A 24,822-nucleotide genomic window follows, 5' to 3' on the forward strand; every position below is an offset into this window, starting at 1 on the left:
CTCGCCCCGTTCAAGGGGGCACTGCTGCAGTAAGTGGCGCATTAGCCGCAGGGCGGTATGCCAGTTGAATACGATGCACAAGCATCAAACGTCGGATTCTACCCCAATGCACGCCCCTTCGACACCGCCGAGCGGGCGCGCCGGATGCATGCGCGGCGCCGGTCCACCCAACGTGAAGCGCAACGCGCCGTCCGTGGCAGTATTCCATAAGCAACTGCCGACGCGACGAAAACGGCGCACCACTTCGGGATGCGGATGCCCATGTGCATTATACCGGCCAGCGCTGAAGATGACGTGCTCCGGCCGAGTGCGGGCCACGAACGCCGGCGAGGAACTGGTGCGACTGCCATGATGCCCCGCGACCAGGACCGTCAATGGGGTCGCGAACCCCGCCAGCAAGCGCTGCTCGATGTCGCTGCCCGCATCTCCCGTGATCAGCAGGCGTTGATCGCCAGCCGTTACCTGCAATACGCACGAACGATCATTATCGGAGCGCGTCACGTCACCCGCCACGGGCGATAGAAACCGATAGTCGACGCCGTCCCTTTGCCACTCCACGCCCCGGCGACAAGCCCGTGTGGCAATGCCTACGGGCATCTCCGGCGGCCCCCACCAGCGCGCGACATGATGCATCCTGTCAATCGTCTCTACGCCACCGGCATGATCGCGATCGCTATGACTGACGATGACATCGTCGAAGTGCCGCCCCGGTGGCCACAGCGACTCTGCGGGAGTGAATCCCGAGCCATAGCGTGGCCCGGTGTCGAACAGCAGATGTTGCGTGGCACTGCGCAGCTCGACCAACTGCCCCTGCCCCACATCCTGCACAGTGACCACGACCCGCCCCGGCGCAATAGCGGGTGGACGCAGGACGAACGCCAAGGCAATCAGACTCACCGAGGCCCATAGGCGTAGATACCCCACCAGCCCGGGAATCAGCCACACCACGCCTAGCGCCGCCAATATCAGTGCCAGCGGCCACGTTTCCCATATCGGCGGTGACCACACAGGCAGCCATGCGGCAGCCAGCGTCAGTCCTTGCCAAACGCCCTGTGCGAGCACATCGAACACTCCCCACGGGAGCATCGCCAGACTCGGCGACCAGGCCAGCGCCCAGCCTAGCAGACCCAGCGGCACCATGATGCTGCCGACCAGTGGCACCGCAAGCAGGTTGACCAGCGGCCCCACCGGCGCCAACCGTTCGAAACCGACCAGCACAGCGGCAGCCATGAACGGCGCCAGCAAGCATTGCGAACGCGCCAGTGCCCACAGCCATCCTCGCACACCACGCGGCGCGGGACGCCCCTGCCAGGCCGCGATCAAAACGCCCACCGCCAGAAACGATAGCCATAGCCCGGGGCGCCACAGCGCCAGAGGATCACTCACAACGATCACCAGCAACGCCAGCCACCAGGCCTGCCAAGGCCCTGGCGCATGACGTCCGCTGGCCACCCACAACCCTAGCAAGGCCATCACTGTGGCACGTAGCGCGGGCGGTTCGAACCCTGCCATAGCGGCATATCCCAGCGCCGCAAGCCCTGCTAGCCACCACGGCCAAGTCGCGAGGCGCCAATGCCCTGGCGTCACACCTCGCGCCAGCAGACGCAGCAACACCAGCGTCACGCTTGCCACCAAGCCGACATGCAATCCGGAAATCACCATCAGGTGCGTGGTGCCGGTCGCGTTGAGCAAATCCCAGTCGTCTTGCGTCAGACGCTCACTCGCCCCCAGGGTAAGCGCCGCCAGCCAGCGGGTAGCAAGCTCGGACAACGACTGCGCATCCACAAACGCCAAGCCGGCATCGCGCATATCAGGAGACGCGGTCATCAAACGCTGTGTCACGGACGAATCACGCACATACCCCGTCGCCTGGATGCCCTCGCGCCATAGCCAAGCCGCATAATCGAAGCCGTAACCATTGGCGAAGCCCTGCGGCGGACGCATGCGCACGCGCCATCGCCAACGGTCACCGACATGCAAGGACGGGGCGTCGTACCATGACAGCCGCACCTTCGAAAGCGCATCGCATGACGGCAAACCTGCCTCTTGCGGCGCGCAATGAGTCACCGCGACGCGCATGCGTGTCAGCCCTTGATCTTCACTGACCTGCGTTACCCGCCCGACGAGCGTAATATCCTGACGCGACAAGCCCTCAGGCAACGTGCCTACGCGCTGCTCGGTCACCTGCCACGCGCATAACCCCGCCACGACAAGCATCACAAGCCACCGCCGGCGTCCGCGCGCCACAGCCAACACAACGGCCAGCCCCCACACACAAATACCGCTGACCAGTCCCCACCAACCCCAGACACTGCCGACGAGTGCCGCCAGAGCCAGCGGCATCGCCCACCCCAGGTTCATTCATCACCCTTGTCTTAGCTAATGGTGATATATCATCGACTGCTGCGCGCTGGAGCGCAACGATAGCGAGAGCCCAGAGTTGTATGGATAATGAATCGACACTTCGATAGCTCGTGGACCATGCCCCGCCGACTTCTGCAGCGTTACATGCCCCGGCCGGAAACGCTGAAACGCCAAAGATCGTTGCGTTTCATGCACCACCTGCTGGGCGATCCGTCTCTATGGATGCTGTCGCGCCGTAGCGTAGGCAATGCGTTCATGGTGGGGCTCTTCGTTGCGCTACTCCCCATACCATTACAGATGGTCGTCGCTGCTTTCGGTGCTTGGCTGCTGCGCTGCAACCTGCCTTTGTCGGTCAGCCTCGTCTGGCTGACCAATCCGCTTACCATGCCGGTGATCTTCTACTTCAACTACCGGGTGGGCACCTGGCTTCTGGATACGCCCGCGCGGCACATGCCGGATAGACTATCTACGACCTGGGTTGCCGAGAAAATGGCGGATATCTTGCCCGCCTTGCTGACGGGCTCGCTCGTGGTGGCGATCATCGTGGGGTTACTCAGCAACCTGATCATTCGACTGATTTGGCGTTGGCAGGTGGCCCGAAGCTGGCAGCGTCGCGCACGACGGCGCCGCCAGCGTCAGACGTGAACTCCTGACTCAGTCCGCGCTAAGACGACCCTGATCCAGGCGCATCACGCGGTCCTGGTGGGCGGCGAGGCCAGTGTCATGGGTGACGATGATGAAGGCGCAGGCGCTACGTGCTGCAAGACTATCCATCAACGACAGAATATTGCCCGCCGTGGTCTGATCGAGATTACCGGTCGGCTCATCCATCAGTACCAGGCTGGGATCGGTCACCAAGGCGCGTGCTATCGCTACGCGTTGCCGCTCCCCGCCCGAAAGTTCGCCCGGCTTGTGCTCGCAACGCTCTGCCATGCCCACGCGGGAAAGAATGTCACGCGCTTTTTCCTGCGCCTCCTGCCGCTTTTGCCCGCGAATGAGCAATGGCATGGCGACATTTTCCAGCGCCGAAAACTCTGCCAGCAGATGGTGGAACTGGTACACGAAGCCGATATGTCGATTGCGAAAGCTCCCCAGTGCGGCCTCCCCCATCTCGGCGAGCGACTGACCGGCAATGCGTACATGCCCTGCACTTGGGCGGTCGACGCCGCCCAAGAGATTAAGCAGTGTGGTCTTACCTGATCCCGAGCTACCCACTACGGCAACCCGCTCACCGGCACGCACTTCCAGTTCCAGCGCATCGAGCACCGTAACGTCCTGCGGGCCCTCGCGATAAATACGCGTCAGGCCATCGCACTGCAGCATGATCTCATTGTTGGCGAATGCGGAAGCGCCATTCGACGCCATCGCGGTTTCCTCATTCATAACGCAATACCTCGGCCGGTTGAATACGCGCCGCACGCCAAGCGGGATACAGCGTCGACAGGAATGTCAGCACGAAAGCCGATCCCGAGATGATACCCACGTCGCCCCACTGAAGCTGCGAAGGCAGATAGCTGATGAAATAGACGTTAGGATCCAAGAATTGGATACCCGTCAATGCTTCGAACCAGGCAATCAAGTCCGAGACCGACAACGCCAGCACTACACCGAGCGCCACTCCCACGACGATACCGATGAGCCCGATCGTCATGCCCTGCACCATGAAGATACGCATGATGGTCCCCGGCTTGGCACCGATGGTCCGCAAGATCGCGATGTCAGCATGCTTGTCCGTCACCACCATGACCAATGTGGAGACGATGTTGAATGCCGCTACGGCGACGATCACCATCAACAACAACCCGATCATGCGTTTTTCCATCTGGATCGCCTGAAACAGGTTGCCGTGGGTATAGGTCCAGTCAATCCCACGGTAACCACTGCCCAGATCGTCTACGATCGCATTGGTGACCGATCCCGCCTGGAAGAGATCATCCAGTTCCAGGCGTAGGCCACCGACCGAATCTCCCAGGCGACCCAGCTTCTGCATGTCCTTGATATTGGCATAGGCCAGATTGGCATCGAGATCGGCGCCTATCTTGAAGATGCCACTGACGGTGAAACGCTTGAGGCGTGGGAAAACGCCCCCCGGCGTAATCGAGGCCTCGGGTACCAGCAATGTCACGCGATCCCCCACGCCCACGCCAAGGTTGCGTGCCAGCAAGTCACCCAGCACCACATGCCACTCGCCGGGCGCAAGATCGTCTAGCGAGCCTTGCGTCATGTGCTCGTCGATGATCGACACCTTGCCTTCATAGCTCGGCTTGATCCCGTTGACCATAGCTCCCTGGGTACGTCCTTCAGAGGAAAACATGCCTTGCTGCTGAACGTACGGCGCCGCGCCGATGACGTGGTCACGCTTCTCCAGGCGTTCGGCGAGTGCTTTCCAGTCCGTCATGCCCCCTTGGGCTTCGATCTTGGTATGCGGCACCATGCCCAATATGCGTGTCCGCAATTCATGATCGAATCCGTTCATGACCGACAACACGAGGATCAATACCGCCACGCCCAGCATCAAGCCCAGCATGGACGTCAGGGATATGAATGAAATGAAATGGTTGCGACGTTTCGCGCGTACATAGCGCAATCCGATAAGAAACGGCAAGCGATCCAGCATCGACATCGATTCCTTGGTATGAGCCGGGCTCATGGTACGTGTTTTTGCATGCTCCTGCATGAGCCAATGACGGCGAAAAAACCATTCGATGGCATCATCATGGGCAGCACCTGGTAGTACTTGCATCCGTGTCGGCGAGGACTAAAATCCTGCAGCTACCGTCATCATCGACATGACAACGAGATCCTGCCACGGCGTCGTGCCTCAACCCCCATAGGAGACCGCAATGCTCCCACGCCTGTTCCCCGAATGGCATCCCCAGGACGCCATTCAACTCACGTGGCCCAGTGCCGAAAGCGATTGGGAGCCCCTGCTCGAGCGTATCGAAGCCTCTCTGGAAGCCTTGGTCGTAGCGATCACACGATATCAGCCCGTATTGGTTATCGTCGCCGATGACGTGACACGCCAACGCCTCGATTCACGCTTTTCCCGCCTGGGCATTCATCCCAAGCAATGGCACCTCATTGAAGCGCCGTCGGACGACACCTGGACCCGCGACCACGGGCCGATTGCCATCGAACGCGACGGCAAGATCATGCTGCTCGATTATGGCTTCACGGGCTGGGGCGGTAAGTTCGCAGCCGAGCGCGATAACGCCCTGACTGCGGCCCTCTCGGATATGGGGATTTACGCCGCCCCGCGGGAGGCTCGCGAGATGGTCCTGGAAGGCGGCGCCATCGAGGGTGACGGCGATGACACGTTACTGCTCACCGAAACTTGCCTGCTCAATCCGAACCGTAATCCTCACCTGACGCGTGAAGACATCGAAGCCGCTTTGCGCGATGACATGGGCATCGAGCGTTGCCTGTGGCTCACTCAAGGCCATCTCGAAGGTGACGATACCGATAGCCACATCGACACCTTGGCCCGTTTTTGCGATGCCGAGACTATCGCTTATGTACGCTGCGAAGACCCCGACGACCCGCATTTCCCCGCGTTAACGCAGATGGAGAGCGAGCTCAAGGCCTTTCGGCGCGCCGATGGCGAGCCTTATCGCCTTATTCCCTTGCCCTTGCCGCGCGCATGCTATGACCCCGATGATGGCCACCGCCTGCCCGCCACCTATGCCAACTTCCTGATCATCAACGGTGCGGTGCTCGTGCCCACCTATGCCGATGCTGCCGATGGCGTGGCCTTGACGGCACTGGCCAGCGCGTTCCCCGGACGCGATATCATTCCCATCGACTGTCGCACCGTGATCCGCCAACATGGCAGCCTCCACTGCCTGACCATGCAGCTACCACGCGGCGCTTTCTTCACCGCGTCCGCCGCCGATCCCCATGACAACGTTACCAATAACAAGGAGTGACGCCATGCCTTCGACGCTCAAGGTAGGACTCGTTCAGCAACGATCCTGGCCCGACAAGGCCCGTAGTCTGCAAGAAAGCGACGTTGGCATTCGTGAGCTGGCGGAGAAAGGCGCCGAACTGATCCTGCTTCAGGAACTGCATGCCACGCACTACTTCTGCCAAACCGAAGACGATAGCCTGTTCGATCTGGCCGAACCACTCGACGGCCCCAGCGCCCAGCATCTCGCTGCCCTCGCCGCCGAACTCGACGTCGTGCTCGTCGGATCGCTTTTCGAACGCCGCGCTGCGGGACTCTACCATAATACTTCCGTGGTATTTGACCGCCAGCGAGGCCGCGTGGGCCACTATCGCAAGATGCATATTCCCGACGATCCAGGGTTCTACGAAAAATTCTATTTCACGCCCGGCGATGCCGAAGAAAATACCGGATTCGAGCCCATCGAGACGTCCGTCGGCCGGCTCGGTGTCTTGGTCTGCTGGGATCAATGGTACCCGGAAGCCGCGCGCCTGATGGCCCTCGCCGGGGCCGAGCTCTTGCTCTATCCCACCGCCATCGGCTGGAGCCAGTCCGATGACGACGCCGAGAAGCACCGCCAGAAAGACGCCTGGACATTGATTCAGCGCTCGCATGGCGTGGCCAATGGCCTACCGGTCTTGGTCGCCAATCGCGTCGGTCACGAAGCAGACCCTTCGCATGCGACGTCGGGCATCGACTTCTGGGGCGGTAGCTTCATCTGCGGTCCACAGGGCGAGATATTGGCCCAGGCCGGCGATGAAACGACGCATCTATTGGCCGAGCTCGACATGACACGTAGCGAACAAGTGCGGCGAGCTTGGCCATACCTGCGTGACCGACGCGTCGATGCCTACGCCGATCTCACCAAGCGTTACCGCGACCGTTGAGTGGCGGGCCGTACTGGCCCGCCATCCATGGGCAGGCGCGGCCCATCTCACACGACCGACATTGAACGCCAGGCATACTTGCCAAGACGCACCAAGCTTGCCACTATAGGGCCATTAGAATGGATATAACGGTATAAAAATGGAGCGGCAATATCACCTCCTGGCCCGACTCGAGCACGACTTCGATCATGTGATCGAAGCCTGCGAGGCACTCATCGAGCATGTCGAACACGCTCCCCCGAGAGGCTGGGTACTGGGCGATACTCCCTTCGATATCGCATGGCTACGCCATGCACTACTCGACTTCTGGTATCAAGATGGACAAGACGGTCGCGCGACGCGCAATTACATCGGCCTGATCGCCGCCACCCCCACATTGCTGGCATACGTCGCCGACATCAATCACGCCAAGCAGACATTCGCGGCGACACTGGCCGAGATTCGTCAAGACGCACCGAACCTGCTCCACGAGATCAAGGCCGTGCTGCCCTTTCGTCATCCCACACTGCACAGCCATCTACGCGGCCAAGGCTTGGCACGTCTGCACCTCAAGCAATGCTGGCGACACCTACCCGTGGCGGACGCGCCGCTGTCGCGCGTGCGTCTCGCCTGGTATACCAGCGGGCGCTCCATCAAGCGCTTGAGCGTACGTGATGCCGAACGGCGGCTTTTGGAAATGGATACCGAAAGCCCACATATTCGCATTCAGCTACGCCACTTGGCGGATATTCCCGACGGCGAGCCATTGGCACAGGTACAAACTCAGGCCCCCGTCATGCGCGCCAACCTGTTCTTTCATGAAGCGCTGGCCGATGGGCGCATGCGTCGTGCCATGAATCTACCACTGCCTCTATTCATTCCCAGCGAAGACGCTCGCCTGCCTTCGCACAACGCTCCGAAGGCAAAGCCGCCCGACAAGCGAACTCGCGCCCAACGTGCCGACACGAAGCTCGAAGACACGCCCTTCCTGCCCAGCTTGCGGGTCTATCGCTACCGCTAGTCGCTTCAGAATTCCTGACTACTTGCAGGCAACTGCTTGAGCGTGATCTGGCGATGCAAACGAATCAACGGACGGATAAGCAGTTGCACGCTGCCCAACACGAATAGCCAGACGCCCGCCTCCTTGACGCTGCCTTGGTAGAAGAAACATACGCTGCCGATCGTGAACCACAGCCCCAGCAAGAGGTCGTTTATCGTGCTGGCCAATTCGTGGCGATGGTGGATGGTCAACTCTTCGCGTCCCAACGTAAACGTCGTTTCGTCGCTATGCTGCTTGTCCTCCCGATACATAAAACCTCCTTGTGCTCATGTGACGATAGATGCCCCAATGCAACGAGCCGGCAAAAGTGCCGGCTCGTCGAATGCCGATCCAGGCCGGCAAATGCCCGAGGCCTTCGACCGCAAGCCCCCTATTGGCGCGTATCAGAATATACGATTCAGTCCGTTTTGCGCCGCAACGCGATACGCCTCGGCCATGGTCGGATAGTTGAAGGTGGTATTGATGAAATACTTCAGGGTATTGGCCTCGCCCTTTTGCTGCATGATGGCCTGGCCGATATGCACAATCTCGGAAGCCTGGTCGCCGAAGCAATGAATGCCCAGAATCTCGAGTGTCTCGCGATGGAACAGAATCTTGAGCATCCCCACCGTGTCCCCGGTGATCTGCGCACGCGCGGTGTCCTTGAAGAACGCCTGCGCTATCTCATAAGGCACCTTGGCTTCGGTCAACTCGCGCTCGTTCTTGCCTACCGAGCTGATCTCGGGAATCGTGTAGATACCGGTGGGGATATCCTCGACGAAGCGGAAGTCTTCTTCCAGGAAGTCATCGCTGGCACTACGCCCCTGGTCGTAGGCGGCACTGGCCAGACTCGGCCAACCGATGACATCCCCCACGGCATAGATATGCGGCACCATGGTGCGATAATGGTCATCGACCTGTAGCTGCCCGCGCCCATTGGGTTCGAGCCCGATGTTTTCCAGCCCCAATTGATCGGTATTGCCGGTACGCCCATTGGCCCACAGAAACGCATCCGCGCGCAGACGCTTGCCGGACTTGAGCTTGACGATCACCCCGGACTCATCGCCTTCGATGCTTTCGTATTCTTCGTTATGGCGCACCAATACACCATTCTGGCGCAGATGGTAGGAAAGCGCGTCGCTGATCTCATCGTCGAGGAACGACAGCAAACGCTCGCGCATATCGATCAAGTCGACCTTGACACCGAGTCCTGAAAAGATCGACGCATACTCGGAGCCGATGACCCCGGCCCCGAAGATGATCAAGGTACGGGGCGTATGAGAAAGCCCCAGGACGGTGTCCGCGCAATAAATGCGTGGATGCCGGAAGTTGATATCGGCGGGACGATAAGGGCGAGAGCCCGTGGCAATCACGAACTGCTGAGCGCACAACTCCTCGACGCCTTCCTGATTGTCTCGCACGATCAGAGTGTGCTCGTCACGGAAGTTCGCCACGCCGAAGAAAAGATCGATGCGATTGCGTGAATAGAACTGGGTGCGCATCTCGACCTGCTGGTCAATGGTCACCTTGGAACGTTCGAGCACACGAGGAAAGGAAAACCAGCGCGGTTCGCCGATATCGCGGAACATGCGGTTGGTATTGAACTGCATGATCTGCTTGACCTGGTGGCGTAGCGCCTTGGAGGGAATCGTGCCCCAGTGAGTGCAGTTGCCGCCCACCGCTTGTTGCTTCTCGACGATGGCCACACGCTTGCCATGCTTGGCCGCGTTGATCGCCGCGCTTTCTCCTGCGGGGCCCGAGCCAATCACCACCACATCATAATTGTGAACTGCCATTAGGTTCGCCTGCTCCTCTCGATGCATGAGGAACCGCTGCGATAAGCCTCAACGCAAGACTGGCCACGGCAAGCGGGAATGACGGGACGTGCCGCCTACAGGGCGCATACCCGGATTTCCCGCGATATCATGTCGGGACACGCCCTAAGGCGCCTTGGACTCAACCAACGATTCCACGTCAGTATTGATTGACGAGTGCAATCAGCGTCGAACGGCGTCGTAGCCGAGGTCGGCGCCCCGATTCTCGTCGCTGGAACGACGCCCACTCTTGCGGCGCTTTTGATTCTCTTCTTCGCAGGCCTTGTCGTCCCCGCCACAGATATCGCATCCCTCCTTGAGGCCCAACTGATTGAGTCCCCCGCACGAACCTGCGATGGGCTTACGGCCGAGAATGACGCCGATGGCCATGCCGGCCAACAGCAACAGCATCAATGCGAATACCAAAAGCCATACTGTCATTGCTTTTCCCCTTCGGACGACTCATCCGCAAGATAGGTATGAAACGCCTCGCTGAGCTCTGTCTTGAAACCCTCATCGGTTTTGACGATGAAATACGCCGCAATATCCTCGCGGTTGGCCAACGCCATGCCTTTTTCGGGCCCCAGGACCTCCAGAGCCGTCGCCAGCCCATCGGCCGTCGCACTACGCTCGGAAACGACCGTCACCGAGGCAAGGTGATGCGTGATCGGGCGACCGGTACGCGGATCGATGGTATGCGAAAAACGCTGCCCATCTTCTTCGTAATAATTGCGGTAATCCCCCGATGTCGCCACCGCCACGTCTTCGAGTTCGAGCACGCGTTGTACGCTACGTTCCCGAGAAACCGGTTTTTCCACGGCGATACGCCAAGGCTCGCCATTGGGCTTTTCCCCCCGCGTGCGGATCTCGCCGCCGACTTCCACGAGATAAGACGTCACGCCCAGCGCATCCAGGCGAGCCGCCACTTGGTCGACCCCGAACCCCTTGGCGATGCCCGAAAGATCGACATACACTGGCTTGGTCTTGGTCAGGTGATTGCCTTTCAACTTCAACGCCTGGTAATCGACCTTGTCCAGCGCCTGGGCGATTTTATCATCGCTGGGCACTTCGTCCGGACGCATCTCGGGACCGAAGCCCCACAGGTTGACCACGCTACCGATGGTGACATCGAAAGCGCCATTCGAGAGATCGCCGATGTCGATGGCTTCCCCGATCACGCTGGCCGTCGACGATGACAGCTCGAACGGTTCATCCACTGGCGCGGCATTGAAACGCGACAACTCCGAGTCGGCCTTGTAGGTCGACATCAAGTTGTCGACCTTGTCGAGCGACTCCTTGATTCCATCATCCAGCGAGGCAAGTTGCTTATCGCTGAAGTCGCCATAGACGGTCACATGATACCCCGTCCCGAAGATGGGGCCCTCGAAGCGATGCGCCTGCGGCGGTTGATCGCAACCAGCCAGCACCAATAATACAAACAGGACCAGCCCTTTCCAGGCCGGCCCTGCACAGTGTGCTGTCAGTCTCATCCGCCGAAGTCATCCAGCATGATGTTTTCAGGCTCTACACCCATGTCGGTCAGCATCTTGATGACGGATGCGTTCATGATCGGCGGGCCGCACATATAGTATTCGCAATCTTCCGGCGCCGGATGATCCTTGAGGTACTTCTCGTAAAGTACGTTATGGATGAAGCCGGTGTCGCCTTCCCAGTTATCCTCTGGCAAGGGGTCGGAGAGCGCGAGATGCCATTCGAAATTCTCGAACTCTGCAGCCAACTGATCGTATTCTTCATTATAGAAGGTCTCACGCCAGGAGCGGGCACCGTACCAGAACGAGATCTTGCGCTTCGATTCAAGGCGCTTGAGCTGATCGAAGATATGGCTGCGCATGGGCGCCATGCCTGCACCACCACCGATGAAGATCATTTCCGCATCGGATTCCTTGGCAAAGAACTCACCGAAGGGTCCCATCACCGTCACCTTGTCACCCGGCTTGAGCGCGAAGGTATACGTCGACATGACCCCAGGGGGATGATCGGTATTGGGCGGCGGCGTAGCGATACGAATGTTGAACTTGAGGATACCCTTTTCATCCGGGTAATTCGCCATCGAGTACGCGCGGATGATCTCCTCGTCGCTCTTGTGGGAGGTATCGAAGAGATTGAACTTGTCCCAATCGCCGCGATATTCATCTTCGATCTCGAAGTCAGAGAACTTGATGTCGTAAGGCGGCGCCACCAGTTGGACATAGCCCCCGGCCCGGAAAGCCACATCCTCGCCTTCAGGAAGCTTGAGGTTGAGCTCCTTGATGAAGGTGGCGACGTTGGGATTCTCGGTGACCTCACATTCCCACTTCTTGACGCCGAAGACCTCCTCGGGAACCTCGACCTTCATGTCCTGCTTGACCGGGACCTGACAAGACAGCCGCCAGCCCTCCTTCTTCTCACGCAGGGTGAAGTGAGACTCTTCGGTGGGCAGAATCGAGCCCCCGCCATCCGCCACGCGGCATCTGCACTGTGCGCAGGAACCGCCACCGCCGCATGCGGAGGAAAGAAAGATGCCATTGGCGGCCAGCGTTTGCAGCAACTTGCCGCCTGCCTGGGTCGTCAAGGTGTTCTCGGGATCGCCGTTGATCTCGATGGAGACGTCGCCACTGCTGACCAGACGACTGCGCGCCGTCAGGATCACGACCACCAGACCAAGCACGATCACGGTGAACATGACGACGCCGAGCACGATGATGGATGTATTGACCATGTCGGTTTCCTATTTCCGTTGCCTAGAGCTGGATGCCGGAGAAGGACATGAAGCCCAGTGACATCAGTCCGACGGTAATGAAGGTGATCCCCAACCCTTGGAGGCTGGCCGGCACGTCACTGTACTTGAGCTTTTCACGAATCCCCGCCAATGCAGTGATCGCCAGCGCCCAGCCGAAGCCAGCCCCGGCACCGTAGATCACAGACTCGCCGAAATTATAGCTACGTTCGACCATGAACAGTGAAGCGCCGAGAATCGCGCAATTCACCGTAATCAACGGCAGGAAAACCCCCAGCGCGTTATAGAGCGAGGGGACGAACTTATCGAGAAACATCTCGAGGATCTGCACCAGTGCTGCAATGACCCCGATATAACTCAAAAGTCCCAAAAACGACAGGTCGATATTTTCGGCGCCTTCAAGGCCCGTCCAGGTCAGAGCCCCTTCCTTCAACAGATACGTCAGGATCAGGTTATTGACCGGCACGGTGATGGTTAGCACCACCACGACCGCGATCCCCAGCCCGATGGCCGAGGAAACTTTCTTGGAAACGGCAAGAAACGTGCACATGCCGAGAAAGAAAGCCAGTGCCATGTTTTCCACGAACACTGCCTTGACGAAGAGGCTCAGGTAATGCTCGAACATCACACGGACTCCTTAATCTTAGCCTTGCTGTTGGCCACGATTCGGTACTCGGCTTTTTCGACCTGCTCGGTACGAATGCTCCGCAGAACCCAGATCATCAAGCCAATGACGAAGAATGCCGAGGGCGGCAACAGCATCAGGCCGTTGGGCACATACCAGCCACCGTCCTGCACCGGCGTCAGCACAGTGAAGCCGAAGACGCTACCGGACCCGAACAGCTCACGGAAGAAGCCGACAACGAGCAGAATCATGGCATAACCCAAGCCGTTACCGACCCCATCGAGAAAGCTCATGACGGGGCCATTTTGCATGGCATAGGCCTCGGCACGGCCCATGACGATGCAGTTGGTGATGATCAGCCCGACGAAGACCGACAACTGCTTGGACATCTCGTAGGCATACGCCTTGAGCACCTGATCGACCACGATGACCAGCGAGGCAATGATGGTCATCTGCACGATGATGCGGATCGACGACGGAATATGCTGACGAATCAATGAAACGAACAGGTTGGAACACGCCGTGACCGCGATAACGGCCAGGCCCATGACCAACGACACACTCATGGAGTTGGTCACCGCCAGTGCCGAACAAATCCCCAGCACCTGCAGCGCGATCGGGTTGTTCTTGAAGACCGGCGAGAGAACAACGTCTTTTACGGAATCAGCAGCCATGTTCACGCTCCTTCGGAGTTGCCGTGGAAGCGGGCGAGATAGGGGCCGAAGCCACTCTCGCTCAGCCAGAAATGCAGCATATTGGTCACGCCGCGGCTCGTCAGCGTCGCCCCCGACAAGGCATCGACTTCATACTTGCTCTCGGCACCGCCCTTGACCAGGGAGATGTCGGGATTCATGCCATCTTCTGCATAAATCTTCTTGCCTTGCCACTTCGCCTTCCAACGGGGATTGTCGACCTCGCCGCCAAGCCCCGGCGTTTCGGAATGAGAGTAGTAGGACAATCCGACGATGGTGTTACCATCGCCTTCAATGGCGAAGAAGCCACGCATCAGCCCCCACAGCCCTTGTCCACGAATCGGCAGAATAATCTGGTCCGGGTCATCGGGGTCGTCACCCACCAGATAGACCGTCGAGTACATCTCTTCACGCCCGATGCCAGCGCTATCCTCTTCACCGGACAAGGTGCGTGATGTCGCCGGGTCTTTGGCGGCATCGAACTGATCGTAACTTTGCGGATCGAAACGATCACTGTACTCGCCGGTCTTCAAATTGATCACACGCGAGGTAATCAACTCATCGAACGCATCGTCGACGTCCATCCCCGGCTCATAGAGATTGGCCACCTGCAGGATGTTGCTCTTGCGGTCGAGCTCCTGGTTCTTCTGCTGGGTAGGCTGCAAGACCACAGCAGCAGTCGATACCACCACCGAGCACACGATGCAAAGCGCGAGTGCGACCGTTAGCGTCTTCTTGATGGAATTGTTACTGGCCATCAGGTGGCCTCCTCGGTCGTCGCGGTGGAGTACGCGGCATCACGCTTCTGGCGGCGCTTGATATTGGCCTGCACGAAGAAGTGATCGATCATCGGCGCGAACAGGTTGGCGAACAGAATCGCCAGCATGATGCCTTCCGGAAACGCGGGATTGACCACGCGGATCAATACCGTCATCACCCCGATCAAGAGGCCGAACAGCAACTTGCCACGATCAGTCATCGACGCCGATACCGGGTCGGTGGCCATGAACACCATACCGAAGGCGAAGCCGCCAAGCACGAAATGCCAGTACCACGGCATACCGAACATCGGATTGCTATTCGAGCCGATGGTGGTGAACAGCATCGCGGTCAGCGCCATGCCCACGAACACGCCCAGCATGATACGCCACGAGGCGATACGCGTGATCAGCAAGACCACCGCGCCGATGAGGATCGCCAATGTCGAGGTTTCCCCTACCGAGCCAGGGATGAAGCCCAGGAAGGCGTCCCACCAGCTATATGCCTGCTGCACGGCACCCATGCCGTTCTGGGCCGCCGCGGAGAGCGCGGTAGCGCCGGTATAACCGTCGGCAGGGACCCATACGCTATCGCCGGAGATCTGCGCCGGATAGGCGAAATACAAGAAGGCGCGCCCGGTCAGCGCCGGATTCAGGAAGTTCTTGCCGGTGCCGCCGAAGATTTCCTTGCCGATCACGACCCCGAAGGTAATCCCCAAGGCCACCTGCCACAATGGAATAGTCGCCGGCAGGATCAGCGCATACAGCACGGAAGTGACGAAGAAGCCTTCATTGACCTCGTGGCCACGCTTGACGGCGAACAGTACTTCCCAGAACCCGCCGACGACGAAGGTCATCAGATAGATAGGCAGAAAATAAGTGGCACCCAGTACGAAATTGGCCCAGATGCTGCCGGGATCGTGACTCCCCGCCAGCGCCATGGTGATGGCTTCACGCCATCCGCTCAGCGCACCGAAGCCGTCGCCGATTGCCATGTTGGCCTGCAGGCCGGCGTTGTACATGCCGAAGAACATCGCCGGAAAGGTACACAGCCATACCGTGATCATGATGCGCTTCAGATCGATGCCATCACGCACGTGCGCCGTGCTCTTGGTCACGTCCGGGGGGGTATAGAAGATCGTATCGACCGCTTCGTACAGCGCGTAGAACTTCTCGTATTTACCACCCTGGTGAAAGTGCGGCTCGAGCTTGTCGAGCGTATTACGAATTCCCATCGTCAGACCTCTTTCTCGATCATGGTGAGGTTATCACGCAGGATGGGGCCGTACTCGTACTTGCCGGGGCAAACGTAGGTACAAAGCGCGAGATCTTCTTCATCCAGCTCCAGACAGCCAAGCTCCATCGAACTCTCGATGTCGCCCACGATCAAAGAGCGCAATAACTGCGTCGGCATGATATCCAGCGGCATCACGCGTTCGTAGGCGCCCACCGGCACCATGGCGCGCTCGGAACCGTTGGTGGACGTATTCGGCGAATACTGATTGAGCCCCAAAAACTGAGAGACATAGATGCCCATCACCGAATGACGCCGCAACCCAAATGACAGCCATCCCAGGAAGGCACGCTTATTGCCCTCTTCGAGCAGCGAGAACTGGCGATGGAAACGCCCCAGGAAGCGCCGCGAACCTTCGGCGATCTCGCCACCGAAGACCGAGCCTGAAATCACGCGGGTGTCCTCGGGCGCTTCGATTTCGCCTTCCAGCAATTCACTGCTGCTCGCCCCGAGGCGCGTCCGCAACAAGCGCGGCTGCTTGGCGCGCGGACCGCCGACGGCCACTACGCGCTGTGTTTCAAGGCGCCCTTCGGCAAACATCTTGCCGAAGGCGATGACATCCTGATAGCCGAGATGCCATACCTGATGCGCAAGACTCACCGGGGAGAGATAATGGATATGAGTACCCACCAGCCCAGCGGGATGCCGGCCAGCAAAGGCCTCGAAATGCACGCCTTCGAGCTCGCGGCCCGGTAGCTCGGCGCCTTGCCCATGGCAGACGAACACCTGACCCGGCGTCAGGTGTTTGAGAACTTTGAGCCCCTGCTCGAACGCCGCGGCGTCCTCACCGATCACCACATTGGGGTCGGCGGCAAGGGGATGTGTATCGATGGCGGTAACGAAAATATCGGCGGGCGTAGCATCAGGTGCGGGCGTGCGAGAGTAAGGGCGAGTCCTGAATGCGGTCCAGAGCCCTGAATCAACCAGTTGATCGACGACCGTCTGGCGCTCCAACCGATCCAGCGCGTCCGCGCCATGCGCCGTGAAGGGTACGGCCTCTTCGTGATCATCGAGCTTGATGACGACCGACAGCAGGCGCCGCTTCTCGCCACGGTTGATCGCCACCACCTCGCCTGCGCCTGGTGCCGTGAACCGTACACCCGGGACTTTCTTGTCGGTGAATAATAGCTGGCCCAGTTTCACCTTGTCCCCCTCTCGGACCTCCATCGTCGGCTTCATGCCCACGTAGTCGGTGCCAAGAATCGCCACTTGCCGCACGCGCGGCGCATCGTATATGCGCTGCTCGGGCGACCCGGCGATGGGGAGATCCAGGCCTCGTTTGACTTCGATCATAGTCTCGCCCAGTTGTCGGATCTGATGTTTCGAAAGGAAAGGGGTCCATGAACGGCCACACGCTTGCCACGCGTCTTTTAACCATGCTGAACAGCGCGGGCAACCTTCACGGTGGTCGGATTCTTTTCTTATCAGACGATTGCTTCTTTCGGCCCATGGCCAAGGGCCGTCCCCAAAATCGAGCACCATTATAGAGAGACAAGTCCCGAATGACTACATAACACTACATAACCTTAGGAAGTGCAGGGCTTACGATGACGCATGCGAGACACGACTGCGCCCCGGTTCCGGGGCGCAGCGGAGATACGGCGGGGAATACTCAGCGCGTCTCGCGCGGCAAGTACACGAAACGCACGTTGGACATGTGTTGGAGGATACGCACGACCTGACAGCTATACCCGAATTCATTGTCATACCACACATAGAGCACGACCTGACGATCATCGGCGATCGTCGCCTGAGCATCGATGATGCCGGCATGGCGATTGCCCACAAAATCGGACGACACCACCTCCGGCGAGTCGACGTAATCGATCTGCTTTTGCATGCGTGAATGCAAGGCCATGTCGCGCAGGTACTCGTTCAGTGCCTCACGGTCAGTGGCCTTGTCCAGCGTAAGGTTGAGGATAGCCATGGACACATCAGGCGTAGGCACGCGAATGGCATTCCCGGAGAGCTTGCCCGACAGTTCGGGCAATGCCTTGGCCACGGCCTTGGCGGCGCCGGTTTCGGTCAACACCATGTTCAGCGCAGCACTGCGCCCCCGCCGGTCGCCCTTGTGATAGTTATCGATCAGGTTCTGGTCGTTGGTGTAGGCATGCACCGTCTCGACATGCCCATGCACGATACCGAACTCGTCGTTGATCGCCTTGAGGACGGGCACGATCGCATTGGTCGTACACGACGCCGCCGAAATCACGCGGTCGTCGTCGGTCATCTCGTCGTGGTTGATGCCTTGGACGATATTCTTGACATCGCCTTTGCCGGGCGCGGTCAGCAACACCTTCGCCACGCCCTTGGACGCTAGATGCTGGGACAGACCTTCCGCGTCACGCCACTTGCCGGTGTTATCGACGACTAGAGCACTCTGGATATCATACGCGGTGTAATCGATCTCACTGGGCGAGTCGGCATGAATGATCTGGATGTAGTTGCCGTTGGCGATGATCGCCTCGTTCTCATGATCGACCCGGATCGAACCGGCGAAAGGCCCATGCACGCTATCGCGACGCAACAGACTGGCACGCTTCTCCAGGTCATCGCCGCCGCCCCGCACCACAATGGCACGCAGACGCAGCAAGTTACCGCCACCCGCTTTCTCGATCAGGATACGCGCCAGCAAACGACCGATGCGCCCGAAGCCATAGAGCACGACATCCTTGGGCTCGCCACCCATGCCGGTATCGGCATGGCGACCCACGATATCGGCCAGTTCCGTTTCGAGGAAGGCCCTGATGTCGTCTTGCTCGGAGCGCTTGAACGCCACTCCCAACTTGCCGATATCGATGTGCGCCGGCCCCAGCTCGAGTTCGGTCATGGCCTCGACCATCGGCAACGTCTCGCGCACCGAAAGTTCGGTACCCTCGACCTTCTTGACGTAGCGATGATTCTTGAGAATGCGAATCACCGAGCGATTGATCAACGAACGACCAAACAGGGATGGTACGACATTGTACTTACGGTAGAGGCGTCCCAGCAGGGGGATCATCTCCTCGGCCAATGCTTCGTTTTCTTGCCAATCCTGAAAATAGCTCTCGAGCTTTTCTTGACTCACGGCGGGCCTCGTCACGGCAGCGGGGAACGAAAAACGAGCGCATTATCCGGAGCTTTTCATCTCCTTGGCAATGCTTGCTTGGTCGCATGCGGTGTAATTCCACTACACCAACAGGACCTTGACTACAGGGCCGAAAAAAGGCATTGAACGCCGATTCATGCCGCTATTTTCGACTACAAGGCCGATATCGGGCCTGGCTTTAAATCCCCGCGTATTGCCCCCATCCCTTGCTTTGCCTGCTATCATCATCTCGACACAGAAAATGAAGCACACCATGTCGTATTTTTCACCGCTCGATCCACCGCATCCTCAGGGCGTGCGTGACACCGTCTACTGGCAGCATCCGCACGCCGCCGCTGGCGCACTGGCGCTGGCACGCCTCGCCGACGACGCTCCGCTGATGGTGGTGACCCCCGATACCTCCAGCGCTCAACGGCTCGAAGGCGCACTGCAATTCTTCGCCGATCATCCCATCTTATCGTTCCCCGACTGGGAAACGTTGCCCTACGATAGCTTTTCGCCGCATCAGGACATCGTCTCGACACGCCTCAAGACACTGCGCCAGTTGCAAGAAGGGACGCGCGGTATCGTCGTGGTGCCCATCAATACCTTGATGCAACGACTCCCGCCCACCGATTACATCGCCGGTCGTGTACTCACCTTGCATACCGGCATGCAACTCGATCGAGAAGGATTCCGGGAGCGTCTATCGCGAGCTGGCTACCGCGCCGTGGAGACCGTTTACGAACCCGGTGAATACGCGCTGCGTGGTGCCTTGATCGACCTTTACCCGATGGGCAGCGATCATCCCCTACGTATCGATCTGTTCGATGACGAAGTCGATACCTTGCGGTATTTCAATCCCGACTCTCAGCGCTCCCTGGATAAGGTCGAGCGCGTAGAGTTGCTACCGGCACACGAATATTCGCTGTCACGCTCGGCAATCGCCTGCTTCCGCGAGGGGTTCGAGACATTGTTCGACGTCGACCCGCGCCAATGCCCGCTGTACAACGATGCGATCAAGGGCATTCCGTCACCCGGGCTGGAGCAGTACCTGCCGCTTTTCTTCGAGGACACCGCAAGTCTGTTCGAACATCTGAATGCGCATACGCGCATTGCGCTGATGCCCGGCGTCCACGACGCAGCCGAGCACCACTGGAGTGCCATCGAAAGTCGCTACGACAATCTTGGCGTCGACCCCACGCGGCCCTTGCTGCCGCCGGCACATGCCTTCTTACCCGTGCCCGAGGTATTCGCCTCCATCAAGCAGCACCCACGCGTGGCGCTGGTTGACGATGACGAACCGCATCCGCATGCCAAGGTACCGAACACGCACTCGCTCCCGGATGTAGCCATCCACGCACGTGGTCATCACCCCCTCGCCAAACTGGAGGCCTTTCTCGGTGCCTCCGACGCTCCGCGCGTCTTGCTGGTCGCCGAGTCGAGTGGACGCCGCGAAGCACTGGAAGAAACCCTCGCCCCACTGGGGCGCACGCTGGCCGTGGCCGATGGCTGGCAACACTTCATGGATGGTAGTGCGCCACTGGCAATTTGCGCAGGCGATCTCGATGAAGGGCTATGGCTCGATAGCCCCGCCACCTGCGTCATCACCGAAACCGAGCTGTACGGCGATGTCGTTCGCCAAGCACGCCGCCGTGGGCGGGTGACCGATGACAACGAGCTCGCCGTACGTCACCTGGCGGAATTGCGCCCCGGCTCTCCGGTGGTTCACCAAAGCCACGGCGTAGGTCGCTACCAAGGGCTCGAGACACTGGAAGCCGGCGGCCAGGCCGCTGAATTTCTGGCACTGGAATATGCCGGCGGCGCCAAGCTCTACGTTCCGGTAGACAGTCTGCATCTTATTTCACGTTATGCCGGCGCCACCGATGAACTGGCGCCGCTGCATAAACTCGGCTCGGAAACCTGGGACAAGGCTAAGCGCAAGGCGGCCGAGAAGGTACGCGATACCGCCGCCGAGCTTTTGGATACCTACGCCCGACGCGAGGCGCGCGAAGGCTTCGCCTGCGACGCACCCGGCGAGGAATACGCACGCTTCACGGCCAGCTTCCCTTTCGAGGAAACACCCGATCAACACGCTGCCATCGATGCGGTCATCGGCGACATGACCGCACCGCGCCCGATGGACCGCGTGGTTTGCGGCGACGTGGGCTTCGGCAAGACCGAGGTCGCCATGCGCGCGGCTTTTCTCGCCGTGCACTCCGATCGCCAAGTCGTGGTACTGGTCCCCACTACCCTGCTGGCCCAACAGCACTATGACAATTTCCGCGACCGCTTCGCGGACACTGCGGTGCAGATCGAGCTGCTTTCGCGCTTCACCGCCGGCAAAGGACAACAAGCGTCGCTGGAGCGCATCAACGAAGGCCGTGCCGATATCGTCATCGGCACCCACAAGCTGCTTTCCAAGACGATGTCGCTCCCCAATATGGGGCTGCTGATCATCGACGAGGAACACCGCTTCGGCGTTTCCCAGAAGGAAAAACTCAAGAGTCTGCGCTCCGAAGTCGATATTCTCACGCTCACCGCGACACCGATCCCCCGCACCTTGAACATGGCGATGAGCGGTATTCGCGACCTCTCGATCATCGCCACGCCCCCGGCACGCCGCCTATCGGTCAAGACCTTCGTGCAGCAGCGCAACGAAGGCGTCCTGAAGGAAGCCCTGCTGCGTGAAATTCTGCGCGGTGGCCAAGTCTACTTTCTCCACAACGAAGTCAAGACGATAGAGACCACTGCCGAACGCGTTGCCGAGCTGGTGCCCGAGGCACGCGTGGCCGTTGCCCACGGCCAGCTACCCGAGCGTACGCTGGAACGCGTGATGTCGGACTTCTATCACAAACGTTTCAATGTGCTGGTGTGCTCTACGATCATCGAGACCGGCATCGACGTACCGAGCGCCAATACCATCATCATCGAACGCGCCGATAAGTTCGGGCTCGCTCAGTTGCACCAGCTCCGTGGGCGTGTCGGTCGCAGCCATCATCAGGCATATGCCTATCTTCTCACGCCACCACCCAAGGCCATGACCCAAGATGCGCTCAAGCGCCTCGAAGCGATCGGCCTGGCGGAGGATCTCGGGGCCGGCTTCACCCTCGCCAGTCACGACATGGAAATTCGTGGCGCTGGCGAACTACTGGGCGATGAACAAAGCGGGCAGATGGAAACGGTCGGCTACAGCCTTTACATGCAAATGCTCGACCGCGCGGTCAAGGCCATCAAGAGCGGCAAGACGCCCAACATCGAGTCTCCGCTGGACGATGGTGTGGAAATCAGCCTCAGCTTGCCGTCATTGATCCCCAACGATTATTTGCCCGACGTACAGCAACGCCTGATCATGTACAAGCGCATCGCCAACGCCGAGGATGAAGCCGAGCTTCAGGAATTGCAGGTCGAAATGATCGACCGCTTTGGCTTACTACCCGCGCCTCTCAAGACGTTTTTCCGTCAGACCCGGCTCCGCCAGCGTGCCGAACGTCTGGGCATCGTGCGCCTTGAGGCCGGCGCCGAGCGTGGCCGCCTCACTTTCGGCACACAAACCGTCGTCGACCCCATGACGCTGGTCCAGATGATCCAGAAGAACCCAACGCACTACCGGCTGGACGGCGCGGATACATTGCGTTTCGAAGGCGATATGAGCGACGAGGAAAAGCGCTTTTCCTTGCTTGAAGCGTTACTCGAACAACTCAACCGCAAGACGGAAGCAGCATAACAGGCAGCATCCGCCATGCGGGTGCCCTGCCAGACCCTTACACAGACGCACGGATGCGCGTCATAAGCCCGCTGAAGGCTTGTGTCGGCATGAAAATACGCCAGAATGCAGGTGAGTGTGGCATCCGCCACTTGCCTGACCGAAAAAGAGTCTTTATCCATGCCGGTTACATCTCGTGGCCTATCCCCCTTTCTGCTGGCCCCCTTGCTGTCTCTGTCCACACTGGCACTTGCCGACGACGCGCCGGGCCCAGTGATCGACCCCGAGGCAGCGACACCTGCCGAATCCGCTCCGGGCCCCGTGATCGACCCTGAAGCGGCTAGTTTGCCGCAAACCGAGGCGGCCCCCCATGACCAGCGCGTCACGCGCTTCGAGATCGATGACAACAGCAATATCGTCGGCAAGATACGCGTCATCGAGGCCGAACAGGAGGATACGCTGCTCGATATCGGCCGTCAGTATGGCATCGGCTACGAAGAGATGCGCCGCGCCAACCCCGACGTCAGTGTCTGGTATCCCGGCGAAGGTACAGAAGTCACGGTGCCCACACGCTTCATTCTGCCCGATGCCGACCGCGAAGGCGTCGTGGTCAACATTCCCGAAATGCGCCTCTATTACTATCCCGAGCGAAAGGAGGGAGAACCGGCACGGATGGAGACCTATGCCATCAGCGTCGGACGCATGGACTGGTCGACGCCGTTGGGCAAGACACGGATTACCGAGAAGCAGAAAAATCCGCCCTGGTATCCGCCTCAGTCAATCATCAAGGAGCACGCCGAGGACGACCGGGAACTCCCGGATGTGGTGCCACCCGGCCCCGATAACCCGCTGGGCAAGTACAAGATGCGCCTGGGCATTCCCGGCTACCTGATTCACGGCACCAACCGACCCCAAGGTATCGGCATGCGCGTCACGCATGGCTGTATTCGCATGTTCCCGGAGGATGTGGAGCATCTTTTCGACAAACTGCCGGTGGGCACCCAGGTGAACCTGGTCAGCGAGCCGACCAAGTTCGGGTGGCGCGACGAGACACTCTACGTGCAGTCCTTCCCCCTGCTCGAGGAAGACCGCCGTTCACCAGTCATCAAGCGTGTGCTCGACGCTGACGAATCCCTCGTAGCCACCTTGAAACGCCACGCTATCGACACCGATATCGATCACCGGCGTCTAGCGGACGCGGTGTTGATTCCCGATGGCGCAGCGGTGGCACTGAACGTCGAGCCCGAAGAAGAGACTCCGCACGAACCATTGCCAGGCAGCCTGTATGACGCCCTGCCGATACTGCCGCACCTGCTTTATCAATCCGTCGAAATCTGAGTGCTTGCCTGAGGCTTGTCGCGCAGAGAATCGATCGGTGCATCGTCGTCTCCACGAATCACGACGCGTGTGCCGATCGAGACCAGGCGCGTCAATTCTTCGATCTGATCGTTGGTGACGGCCACACACCCTTCCGTCCAGTTAAAGCGCCGATGAATATCGGGGTCACTGCTCCCCAGCCCATGAATGCCGATGTAGCCGCCCAGCACCGTATCCTGCGGCGGCGCCCCATCACGGTAATAGGCATCCTGGAAATCGGCATACTCGGTTGGAGACATCAACCCGGCCCGCATCGCCTCGCGTGCAGTATCGAGCTTGGGATAATCCAGTCCCAGAAAGATATTGAACTTGCTGTCGCGATTGATACGGTTGATGTGAAATTCGCCGGTAGGCGTCATCCTGCTGCCTCGCTGGCGAACGCGCGCCGTTCCACCCCGCCCCAGCGCCACCGGCTCGAAACGCTCGATGCGTGTATCGCCGCGATAGATATCCAGCGTGGAATCATTATCGTCGATCAAGATCCAAACCTCGTCATCGGCGTTCGCCAGCGCGCATGACCCACTCCCAACCGCTAACGAC

Annotated in this window: 21 protein-coding genes; 6 read left to right on the top strand and 15 right to left on the bottom strand. The window is 59.5% G+C overall.

Annotation, left to right across the window (positions count from 1 at the left end; all coding sequences use genetic code 11):
* Positions 1-84: 84 nt before the first annotated feature.
* The gene (locus OP495_RS02335; protein WP_280566938.1) at positions 85-2,361 is read right to left on the bottom strand and encodes a DNA internalization-related competence protein ComEC/Rec2; all 2,277 of its coding nucleotides are present in this window, start codon (positions 2,359-2,361) and stop codon (positions 85-87) included.
* 120 nt (positions 2,362-2,481) lie between these two features.
* On the opposite strand from OP495_RS02335, the gene OP495_RS02340 reads away from it, so the two are divergent.
* Positions 2,482-3,009: a DUF2062 domain-containing protein gene (locus OP495_RS02340; RefSeq protein ID WP_280561323.1), complete on the top strand. Its 528-nt coding sequence runs from the start codon at positions 2,482-2,484 to the stop codon at positions 3,007-3,009.
* A 9-nt stretch (positions 3,010-3,018) separates the two neighbouring features.
* Here the strand turns inward: OP495_RS02340 and OP495_RS02345 are convergent, their stop codons facing one another.
* Together OP495_RS02345 and OP495_RS02350 are read right to left on the bottom strand one after the other, a co-directional pair.
* Positions 3,019-3,729 (bottom strand): ATP-binding cassette domain-containing protein, encoded by a 711-nt coding sequence (locus OP495_RS02345; protein ID WP_280566940.1) that lies wholly within the window; start codon positions 3,727-3,729, stop codon positions 3,019-3,021.
* A gap of 10 nt (positions 3,730-3,739) precedes the next feature.
* Positions 3,740-4,981 carry a lipoprotein-releasing ABC transporter permease subunit gene (locus OP495_RS02350; protein WP_280561875.1) on the bottom strand — a complete coding sequence of 414 codons (1,242 nt, stop codon included), beginning with the start codon at positions 4,979-4,981 and terminating at the stop codon, positions 3,740-3,742.
* Positions 4,982-5,207: 226 nt separating this feature from the next.
* On the opposite strand from OP495_RS02350, the gene OP495_RS02355 reads away from it, so the two are divergent.
* The 3 genes from OP495_RS02355 to OP495_RS02365 all read left to right on the top strand — a co-directional run bounded on the left by OP495_RS02355 (position 5,208) and on the right by OP495_RS02365 (position 8,194).
* Entirely contained in the window at positions 5,208-6,290 is a 1,083-nt protein-coding gene (locus OP495_RS02355; protein WP_280566942.1) for an agmatine deiminase family protein, read from the top strand.
* Between the two features lie 4 nt (positions 6,291-6,294).
* Entirely contained in the window at positions 6,295-7,194 is a 900-nt protein-coding gene (locus OP495_RS02360; RefSeq protein WP_280566944.1) for a carbon-nitrogen hydrolase, read from the top strand.
* 139 nt (positions 7,195-7,333) lie between these two features.
* Positions 7,334-8,194, top strand: coding sequence for a DNA replication terminus site-binding protein (locus OP495_RS02365; RefSeq protein ID WP_280566946.1), 861 nt, complete (start codon positions 7,334-7,336; stop codon positions 8,192-8,194).
* A gap of 5 nt (positions 8,195-8,199) precedes the next feature.
* Here the strand turns inward: OP495_RS02365 and OP495_RS02370 are convergent, their stop codons facing one another.
* The 11 genes from OP495_RS02370 to OP495_RS02420 all read right to left on the bottom strand — a co-directional run bounded on the left by OP495_RS02370 (position 8,200) and on the right by OP495_RS02420 (position 19,199).
* Positions 8,200-8,484 (bottom strand): YrhK family protein, encoded by a 285-nt coding sequence (locus tag OP495_RS02370; protein WP_280561329.1) that lies wholly within the window; start codon positions 8,482-8,484, stop codon positions 8,200-8,202.
* A 132-nt stretch (positions 8,485-8,616) separates the two neighbouring features.
* Positions 8,617-10,035: a Si-specific NAD(P)(+) transhydrogenase gene (gene sthA, locus OP495_RS02375; RefSeq protein WP_280561330.1), complete on the bottom strand. Its 1,419-nt coding sequence runs from the start codon at positions 10,033-10,035 to the stop codon at positions 8,617-8,619.
* Positions 10,036-10,209: 174 nt separating this feature from the next.
* Positions 10,210-10,467 (bottom strand): (Na+)-NQR maturation NqrM, encoded by a 258-nt coding sequence (nqrM, locus tag OP495_RS02380; protein ID WP_280561331.1) that lies wholly within the window; start codon positions 10,465-10,467, stop codon positions 10,210-10,212.
* Positions 10,464-11,516, bottom strand: coding sequence for an FAD:protein FMN transferase (locus OP495_RS02385; RefSeq protein ID WP_280566948.1), 1,053 nt, complete (start codon positions 11,514-11,516; stop codon positions 10,464-10,466). The genes nqrM and OP495_RS02385 overlap by 4 nt, the downstream gene beginning before the upstream one ends.
* Positions 11,513-12,745, bottom strand: a complete 1,233-nt coding sequence (gene nqrF, locus OP495_RS02390) for an NADH:ubiquinone reductase (Na(+)-transporting) subunit F (RefSeq protein WP_280561333.1) — start codon at positions 12,743-12,745, stop codon at positions 11,513-11,515. Before nqrF ends, OP495_RS02385 begins: the two co-directional genes overlap by 4 nt.
* A 22-nt stretch (positions 12,746-12,767) precedes the next feature.
* Entirely contained in the window at positions 12,768-13,388 is a 621-nt protein-coding gene (gene nqrE, locus OP495_RS02395) for an NADH:ubiquinone reductase (Na(+)-transporting) subunit E (protein WP_280561334.1), read from the bottom strand.
* Positions 13,388-14,062 (bottom strand): NADH:ubiquinone reductase (Na(+)-transporting) subunit D, encoded by a 675-nt coding sequence (locus tag OP495_RS02400; RefSeq protein ID WP_280561335.1) that lies wholly within the window; start codon positions 14,060-14,062, stop codon positions 13,388-13,390. Before OP495_RS02400 ends, nqrE begins: the two co-directional genes overlap by 1 nt.
* A gap of 2 nt (positions 14,063-14,064) precedes the next feature.
* Complete coding sequence (locus tag OP495_RS02405; protein ID WP_280561876.1) at positions 14,065-14,841, bottom strand: Na(+)-translocating NADH-quinone reductase subunit C; 777 nt, start codon at positions 14,839-14,841, stop codon at positions 14,065-14,067.
* A complete protein-coding gene (locus tag OP495_RS02410; RefSeq protein ID WP_280566950.1) occupies positions 14,838-16,073 on the bottom strand; it encodes an NADH:ubiquinone reductase (Na(+)-transporting) subunit B in 1,236 nt (411 codons plus the stop codon). The genes OP495_RS02405 and OP495_RS02410 overlap by 4 nt, the downstream gene beginning before the upstream one ends.
* A gap of 2 nt (positions 16,074-16,075) precedes the next feature.
* On the bottom strand, positions 16,076-17,425 hold the full coding sequence (locus tag OP495_RS02415) for a Na(+)-translocating NADH-quinone reductase subunit A (protein WP_280566953.1): 1,350 nt from the start codon (positions 17,423-17,425) through the stop codon (positions 16,076-16,078).
* Between the two features lie 319 nt (positions 17,426-17,744).
* Positions 17,745-19,199, bottom strand: coding sequence for a glyceraldehyde-3-phosphate dehydrogenase (locus tag OP495_RS02420; protein ID WP_280566955.1), 1,455 nt, complete (start codon positions 19,197-19,199; stop codon positions 17,745-17,747).
* 274 nt (positions 19,200-19,473) lie between these two features.
* Here OP495_RS02420 and mfd point away from each other — a divergent pair, with 274 nt between their 5' ends.
* Positions 19,474-22,926, top strand: a complete 3,453-nt coding sequence (gene mfd / locus OP495_RS02425; RefSeq protein WP_280566957.1) for a transcription-repair coupling factor — start codon at positions 19,474-19,476, stop codon at positions 22,924-22,926.
* Positions 22,927-23,085: 159 nt separating this feature from the next.
* Positions 23,086-24,243: a L,D-transpeptidase family protein gene (locus tag OP495_RS02430; protein ID WP_280566959.1), complete on the top strand. Its 1,158-nt coding sequence runs from the start codon at positions 23,086-23,088 to the stop codon at positions 24,241-24,243.
* Here OP495_RS02430 and OP495_RS02435 read toward each other — a convergent pair.
* Positions 24,225-24,761: a L,D-transpeptidase gene (locus OP495_RS02435; RefSeq protein WP_280566961.1), complete on the bottom strand. Its 537-nt coding sequence runs from the start codon at positions 24,759-24,761 to the stop codon at positions 24,225-24,227. The genes OP495_RS02430 and OP495_RS02435 overlap by 19 nt on opposite strands.
* Positions 24,762-24,822: the final 61 nt, after the last annotated feature.

Origin of the sequence: Chromohalobacter sp. 296-RDG, assembly GCF_029889885.1 — a bacterium.
Classification (GTDB): Bacteria; Pseudomonadota; Gammaproteobacteria; order Pseudomonadales; family Halomonadaceae; genus Chromohalobacter.

Excerpts from the sequence above, each read along its gene's own strand:
- OP495_RS02335 (WP_280566938.1), bottom strand. The coding sequence starts at position 2,361 with ATGAACCTGGGGTGGGCGATGCCGCTGGCTCTGGCGGCACTCGTCGGC.
- OP495_RS02340 (WP_280561323.1), top strand. The coding sequence starts at position 2,482 with ATGCCCCGCCGACTTCTGCAGCGTTACATGCCCCGGCCGGAAACGCTG.
- OP495_RS02345 (WP_280566940.1), bottom strand. The coding sequence starts at position 3,729 with ATGGCGTCGAATGGCGCTTCCGCATTCGCCAACAATGAGATCATGCTG.
- OP495_RS02350 (WP_280561875.1), bottom strand. The coding sequence starts at position 4,981 with ATGCTGGATCGCTTGCCGTTTCTTATCGGATTGCGCTATGTACGCGCG.
- OP495_RS02355 (WP_280566942.1), top strand. The coding sequence starts at position 5,208 with ATGCTCCCACGCCTGTTCCCCGAATGGCATCCCCAGGACGCCATTCAA.
- OP495_RS02360 (WP_280566944.1), top strand. The coding sequence starts at position 6,295 with ATGCCTTCGACGCTCAAGGTAGGACTCGTTCAGCAACGATCCTGGCCC.
- OP495_RS02365 (WP_280566946.1), top strand. The coding sequence starts at position 7,334 with ATGGAGCGGCAATATCACCTCCTGGCCCGACTCGAGCACGACTTCGAT.
- OP495_RS02370 (WP_280561329.1), bottom strand. The coding sequence starts at position 8,484 with ATGTATCGGGAGGACAAGCAGCATAGCGACGAAACGACGTTTACGTTG.
- sthA (WP_280561330.1), bottom strand. The coding sequence starts at position 10,035 with ATGCATCGAGAGGAGCAGGCGAACCTAATGGCAGTTCACAATTATGAT.
- nqrM (WP_280561331.1), bottom strand. The coding sequence starts at position 10,467 with ATGACAGTATGGCTTTTGGTATTCGCATTGATGCTGTTGCTGTTGGCC.
- OP495_RS02385 (WP_280566948.1), bottom strand. The coding sequence starts at position 11,516 with ATGAGACTGACAGCACACTGTGCAGGGCCGGCCTGGAAAGGGCTGGTC.
- nqrF (WP_280561333.1), bottom strand. The coding sequence starts at position 12,745 with ATGGTCAATACATCCATCATCGTGCTCGGCGTCGTCATGTTCACCGTG.
- nqrE (WP_280561334.1), bottom strand. The coding sequence starts at position 13,388 with ATGTTCGAGCATTACCTGAGCCTCTTCGTCAAGGCAGTGTTCGTGGAA.
- OP495_RS02400 (WP_280561335.1), bottom strand. The coding sequence starts at position 14,062 with ATGGCTGCTGATTCCGTAAAAGACGTTGTTCTCTCGCCGGTCTTCAAG.
- OP495_RS02410 (WP_280566950.1), bottom strand. The coding sequence starts at position 16,073 with ATGGGAATTCGTAATACGCTCGACAAGCTCGAGCCGCACTTTCACCAG.
- OP495_RS02415 (WP_280566953.1), bottom strand. The coding sequence starts at position 17,425 with ATGATCGAAGTCAAACGAGGCCTGGATCTCCCCATCGCCGGGTCGCCC.
- mfd (WP_280566957.1), top strand. The coding sequence starts at position 19,474 with ATGTCGTATTTTTCACCGCTCGATCCACCGCATCCTCAGGGCGTGCGT.
- OP495_RS02430 (WP_280566959.1), top strand. The coding sequence starts at position 23,086 with ATGCCGGTTACATCTCGTGGCCTATCCCCCTTTCTGCTGGCCCCCTTG.